Source organism: Limnochorda sp. (assembly GCF_047459355.1).
GTDB lineage: Bacteria > Bacillota > Limnochordia > Limnochordales > Limnochordaceae > Limnochorda.
This window is the reverse complement of sequence record NZ_VSCV01000053.1, coordinates 1-6241: the sequence shown is the minus strand read 5'-3', so window position 1 is coordinate 6241 and position 6241 is coordinate 1. Positions and strand designations below refer to the sequence as shown.

4 protein-coding genes and 2 pseudogenes are annotated in these 6241 nt (G+C 70.3%); 4 read left to right on the top strand and 2 right to left on the bottom strand.

The annotated features are described in order from the left end of the window. Nucleotides 1-610, bottom strand: a pseudogene (locus FWJ67_RS10490) (succinylglutamate desuccinylase); the annotation flags it as partial. A 381-nt stretch (nucleotides 611-991) separates the two neighbouring features. Here FWJ67_RS10490 and nuoE point away from each other — a divergent pair. From nuoE to FWJ67_RS10470, 4 genes are all read left to right on the top strand, one after another. Continuing rightward, nucleotides 992-1465, top strand: coding sequence for an NADH-quinone oxidoreductase subunit NuoE (nuoE, locus tag FWJ67_RS10485; RefSeq protein ID WP_304172896.1), 474 nt, complete (start codon nucleotides 992-994; stop codon nucleotides 1463-1465). Between the two features lie 2 nt (nucleotides 1466-1467). Then, on the top strand, nucleotides 1468-3408 hold the full coding sequence (locus FWJ67_RS10480; protein ID WP_414482444.1) for an NADH-ubiquinone oxidoreductase-F iron-sulfur binding region domain-containing protein: 1941 nt from the start codon (nucleotides 1468-1470) through the stop codon (nucleotides 3406-3408). Between the two features lie 12 nt (nucleotides 3409-3420). Then, nucleotides 3421-5241, top strand: a complete 1821-nt coding sequence (locus tag FWJ67_RS10475; RefSeq protein ID WP_414482445.1) for a [FeFe] hydrogenase, group A — start codon at nucleotides 3421-3423, stop codon at nucleotides 5239-5241. 74 nt (nucleotides 5242-5315) lie between these two features. Beyond that, a complete protein-coding gene (locus FWJ67_RS10470; protein ID WP_304172889.1) occupies nucleotides 5316-5879 on the top strand; it encodes a hypothetical protein in 564 nt (187 codons plus the stop codon). 181 nt (nucleotides 5880-6060) lie between these two features. Here the strand turns inward: FWJ67_RS10470 and FWJ67_RS10465 are convergent. Next, nucleotides 6061-6241, bottom strand: a pseudogene (locus tag FWJ67_RS10465) (glycerol kinase); the annotation flags it as partial.

Genomic DNA, 6241 nt, shown 5'->3' with positions numbered 1-6241 from the left:
GCTCGGTCAGCGTCCCGTCGGGCCGTCCGGGGTAGCTCCGGTTGAGGTTACGGGTGTCGGAGCCGGAGAGCTGCTGGCCCGACGCGGCGTGCACGTAGACCACCGGGTCCGGCCACTGGTGCAGGGGGTTGGTCAGCCGGCTCCCCACCCGGAAGGTCCGCGCGCTCCCGTCGGGAAGCGGGATGGTCACCCGGTGGGGCGTCCCTTCCATGGGCAAGGTGTGGGTGATGGCGCTCGCATTGGCGTGGGGGATGACGAAGAGCCTTCCCTGCCTGGGCTGGGCGTTCTCCACCACCAGAACAGCCGTCACGATCCCGGCCAGCTCATCGGCGTGGGTCCCGCCGAGGATGACCGCCGTCCCGCCCGGCTGCCCGCTGTCCAGAACGTAGACGGCCGTGTCCCCAGGCGTCTGGGCCAGCGGCGGGAAGTAGTGGGAGAGGGGGATGACCTCCGTCACGCCTGGACCAGGGAGGATCAGGTCGGCCTCCCCAGCAGGGCGGAAGAGACGGCTTGCCAGGAGGGCCAGGCCGACGACGGCCAGGAGGATGACCCACCCACGCCGCCCTCCGTGCGGCACTCCCTCGCCGTATGTTTGGTCTTGCAGATGCACCCCGGCAGCCCCCAGAGCCCAGCGAACGGGTGCCAGCCGCGCGCCGGCGCCCGCTCAGATAAGATTGAGACCCATCCTCAGAAGACAGGTCTTGTCTTGATTCCTTGGCCATCGGGGATGGCGAGCCTAGTTTCTTGCGTTTTTTTCACAGAGCGAGGCGGGGGTCCGCATCTTGCCGGCGGATCCTTCCCCTCCCTCGCTCTTGCCCCTTGCGTCCCAGCCAAGTTCAGAGTATTATGTGGTTGTGATCACGAGCACAAAACGCCCGCGGGATCACTATTGTCCCATATGGCACGAGGGGGGATCCGTATGGGGGCTCCACCCACACCTGGGCCAGTTGGTCCGGGACCCGCACCTGCCCCGGCTGAAGCCCAGCCGGCTGTGAAGGTTCTTCCTCTCCCCGTTGACTCGCCGCACGTGGCGACCCACCCCTCTTCCGACCGACCGTCCATCATCATCCTCCTCCAAGAGGTCCAGGAGAAGCACGGCTATCTGCCCCGGCAGGAAGTGATCCGGTGCGCGCACGAGGCGGGCATCTCCGTCGCCCAGGCCTACGGGGTGGCCAGCTTCTACAACTTCTTCAAGCTGGCCCCGCCGGGCAAGCACACCATCCGGGTCTGCCTGGGGACGGCCTGCCACGTCCAGGGGGCCCAGGGGCTCTTGCAGCAACTCCAGTCCGAATTGGGCATCGAGACGGGCGAGACCACCCCTGATGGTCTCTTCAGCCTGGAGACCGTGGCCTGCTTGGGCGCCTGCAGTATGTCGCCGGCCCTGGTCATCGACGGTGAGGTCTTCGGACGGGTGAACCCCCGGCAGGTTCCCCGAATTCTGGGACGGTATCGGAGGCGGGAGTAGCCATGGAGACGACCGTTGGGCGGCAAGCCGCCCGCCACCAGGAGGAGCGTTCCGCCTTGCCCCAGTTCTCCGTCGGCTCAGGCACCTGCGGCCTGGCCGCCGGGGCCGACAAGGCTGTGGCCTTGCTCCAGCGGGAGCTGGCCGCCCGGGGCCTGGAGGCGGTGGTGAAGCAGGTGGGCTGCGTGGGCATGTGCCACTGGGAGCCCATCGTTGATATCCGCCTCCCCGGCAAGCCCCGGCTCTCCTTCGGCCCCTGCACCGAGCGGAACCTGAAGCGAGTCCTGCACGAGTACGTGGATCACGGCATTGTCCCCGGCGATCTCTTGCTGGGCGTGGTGGTGGAGCCAGGCGAGCCCACCCCTGCCCCGGAGGCCCTGGAGGCCCTGATCCAGCCTGGACCGGACGAGCCGGCGGCGCCCGGGCGGCTCCCCCTGCTGCGGGAGCACCCCATGATGCGCCACCAGGTGCGGATCGTCCTGAGCAACTGCGGCCTCATCGACCCCGGCAGCCTGGACGAGTACCTCGCCAGCGGCGGGTACCAGGCCCTGGAGAAGGCCCTCACCCAGATGACGCCGGAGCAGGTGATCGACGAGGTCTCCACCTCCGGCCTGCGAGGCCGGGGCGGCGCCGGTTTCCCCACGGGGAAGAAGTGGGCCCTCACCCGCCAGAGCCCTGGAACGGAAAAGTACATGGTCTGCAACGCCGACGAGGGCGACCCCGGCGCCTTCATGGACCGGAGTATCTTGGAGGGCGACCCGTTCCGGGTGCTGGAAGGGATGACCATCGGCGCCTACGCGGTGGGCGCGCAGAAGGGCTTCATTTACGTGCGGGCCGAGTACCCGCTGGCCATCCAGCGCCTTCAGACGGCCATCGAGCGGGCCCGGGCCGCGGGCTACCTGGGCGAGCGGATCCTGGGGACTGACTTCTCCTTCGACATCCAGCTGAAGATCGGCGCGGGCGCCTTCGTCTGCGGCGAGGAGACGGCCCTCATCGCCTCCATCGAAGGGAAGCGGGGCATGCCCCGGCCCCGGCCCCCCTACCCGGCGGAGCGGGGGGTCTTCGGCAAGCCCACCAACATCAACAACGTGGAGACCTACGCCAACGTGCCCGACATCATCCGGCGGGGCGGCCAGTGGTTCGCCTCCATCGGCACCGAGACGAGCAAGGGAACCAAGGTCTTCGCCCTGAGCGGCAAGGTGCGCTGGCCTGGGCTTATCGAGGTGCCCATGGGCACGCCGGTCCGGACCATCATCGAGGAGATCGGCGGCGGCGTGGCCGAGGGGCATACCTTCAAGGCCGTCCAGATGGGCGGCCCCTCGGGCGGCTGCTTGCCTGAGGCGATGCTCGACACGCCCGTCGACTACCAGTCCCTGGTGAAGGCCGGGGTGATCATGGGCTCGGGCGGCCTGGTGGTGATGGACGAGGCCAACTGCATGGTGGACGTGGCCCACTTCTTCCTCACCTTCTGCCGGGAGGAGTCCTGCGGCCAGTGCACTCCCTGCCGGGTGGGCGTCGACCGCCTCTGCCGCCTCTTGGAGCAGATGACCCGCCGGCCCCAGACCAACGGGACACCCCGGAGCCCTGAGGAGGGCGAGGCCCTCCTCCAGCAGGTGGAGCGGCTCGCCCGGACCGTCCAGGCCGCCTCCTTGTGCGGCCTGGGCCAGACGGCGCCCAACCCCGTCTTGAGCACCCTCCGGTACTTCGCCGACGAGTACCGGGCCCACGTGCTGGAGCACCGGTGCCCCGCGGGCCAGTGCACCGACCTCTTGACCTTCTCCATCGTGCCTGAGCTCTGCACCGGCTGCGGCGTCTGCGCCCGCTCCTGCGGCCAGCACGCCATCAACGGGGCCAAGGGCCAAGTCCACCAGATCGACCCGGAGCTGTGCAGCCGCTGCGGCATCTGCCGCCGGGTCTGCGCCTTCGGGGCCATCACGGCGGCTTAGGGGGGCTGACCGATGCAGAACGAGCTGAAGAGGAACGCCACCCTCCAGACTCAGGCCGAAAGCCCGGCGGAGATGGTCACCATCCGGGTGAACGGCCTGCCCATCCAGGCGCCCCAGGGGGCCAACCTCCTGGAGGTCCTCCAGGCCAGCGGCTTTCCCGTCCCCAGCCTCTGCTACCTGAAGGGCATGCCAGGGATCGGGGCTTGCCGCCTCTGCCTGGTGGAGCTGGCGGGCGACCATCGCCTTCACGCCGCGTGCTCCACCCAGGTGCGGGAGGGGATGGAGGTCTCCACCCACTCGCCCCGGGTGATGGAGGCCCGGCGGACGGTCCTCCAGCTGCTGCTCGCCGGCCACCCCAACGATTGCCTCTTCTGCCAGCGGTCCGGCGACTGCGACCTCCAGACCCTGGCCGTCCAGTACGGCGTGCGGCACCGGGACTACGAGACGGTTCTCCGCCCCCTGCCGCCCGATCGGAGCAGCCCGGCCCTCGCCTACGACCCCCAGAAGTGCATCCTCTGCCAGCGGTGTGTGCGGGTCTGCAGCGAGGTTCAGGCGGTGGAGGCCATTGGGCTGGTCCGCCGGGGCATGCGGATGCAGGTGGCCCCGCCTTTGGGGGTGGACTGGGCCACCAGCGGCTGCGTCTCCTGCGGCCAGTGCAGCCTGGCCTGCCCCACCGGCGCCCTCACCGAGAAGGATGACGTGTCCCGGGTTTGGGAAGCCTTGCAGGATCCCGACCGGGTGGTGGTCGCCCAGATCGCGCCGGCGGTGCGGGTGAGCGCGGCGGAGCTCTGGGGCGGGCCGGCAACCAATGGCACCCCTGGGCCCAACGGTGTCCCCGGCGACTTCTCGGGGCAGTTGGTCAGCGCTTTGAAGGCCATGGGCTTCCACGCGGTCTTCGACACCCAGTTCGCCGCCGACCTGACCATCATGGAGGAGAGCCGGGAGCTCCTCCAGCGCCTCCAACGGGGCGAGCGGCTCCCCCTCTTCACCTCCTGCTGCCCCGCTTGGGTCCGCTTCCTGGAGCGCCACTTCCCTGACCAGGTCCCCCACCTGTCCAGCTGCCGCTCACCCCAGGGCATGCTGAGCTCCGTCCTCCGGCACATCTACCCCCAGGTGGCCGGCCTCGATCCCGAGCAGGTGACGGTGGTCTCCATCATGCCGTGCACCGCCAAGAAGGACGAGGCCAGCCGGCCCGAACTCAGCTCCGACGGCCGGCCCGAGACGGAGATCGTCCTCACCACCCGGGAGCTGGGCCGGATGCTCCGCCAGGCGGGCATCGACCCCAGGGCGTTGCCGCCCCAGCCCTTCGACGATCCCCTGGGGGAGTCGACGGGGGCGGCGGCCATCTTCGGCGCCAGCGGCGGCGTGGCCGAGGCGGCCTTGCGGGAGGCCTACTCGGTGGTGACGGGCCAGATCCCGCCCCGGCCCGCCTTCCAGGCGGTGCGGGGCTGGGACGACCTCCGTTCGGTGGAGATTGAGATGGGCAACGTCACCGTCCGGTGCGCGGTGGTGAGCGGCCTCAAGGGCGCCCGGCGCCTCCTGGAGACGGGCGCGTACCGGAACTACCACTTCATCGAAGTGATGGCCTGCCCCGGCGGCTGCGTGGACGGCGGCGGCCAGCCCCGCCACGCCCCCCTGGCCCGGATCCAGCGGCGGGCGGCTGGCCTGCATGCCATCGACGACGAGAAGCCCCACTACGTCTCCCACCAGAACCCGGCCATCCAGCGGATCTATCAGGAGTTTTTGGGCGAGCCGGGCTCCGCGGTGGCCCATCGCCTGCTCCACACCACCTACGCCCCCGTGGACCTGGACCAGCTCCTGGCCCAGGGGTAGGTCCGGGCCCAGGGTGGCACGGCGCTGTGACGGCAGCCCGCCACGGCGCCCCAACTTGAAGGGAGGGATTGGATATGGAGACTCGTCGGCTGGCCGTGGCGGCCAGGCGGCCTCTGGAGGCCCACGCGTACCACGCGCTCCGGAGCCTCCTCCTCCTGGTGCTGGCCTTTGCCATCCAGATCCTGGGACTGCCCCAGCTGATCACGGGCACGGTGGTGAACGGGGTGCTGCTCGCCGCCGCCCTCACCTCGCCCCCCTTCTACGGGGCGTCGGTGGGCGCCCTCACCCCCGTGGTCGCCCTGTGGCGGGGCATCATCCCGCCGGCCGCGGTGCCCATGGTCCCCTTCATCGCCGCGGGCAACGCGCTCTTGGTCGTGGTCTTCTGGGCCTTCCACCGGACCGGTCGGCGCTGGGCGGCCTGGCTCGGCGCGGCGGTGGCCGCGGTGCTGAAGGCAGCCTTCCTGGGCTATGCGGCCACCCACCTGGTGAGCGTGCCGCCGCCCGTCCAGGCCATGATGTCCACGCCCCAGCTCATCACCGCCCTTTCCGGGGCCGTGCTGGTCCTGGGGGTGGGCCCGCTGGCCAAGCGGGGCTTCCTGCGCCTCATCGGCTGGGAGGCCGAGGACCCCGACCGGTAGCCAACCGCCCGGAGCCGACCGGCCTCGGAGGCGAGTGGCGCCGCCTTCCTCCAAGAGCGGGACGAGAAGAGGGACCGGCCCCTGGAAGCCTCGCTTCCAGGGGCCGGTCGCTCCTCCGGAGCATCGGAGGCCTGGCCTCTCAGGGCCAGGCGGAGTTCCCCTGCCAGGGACGCGGGTGGGGTTACTCCGATTGGGCCCAAGCCAGCGAACGTTCCACGGCTCGCTTCCAACCCGCGTAGAGTTCCTCCCGCCGGGCCTCGTCCATCTTGGGTTCGAAGACCCGGTCGCTCTTCCAGAGCCGGGAGAGTTCGTCCTGCGACGCCCAGGTGCCCACGCAGAGCCCCGCCAGGAAAGCAGCCCCC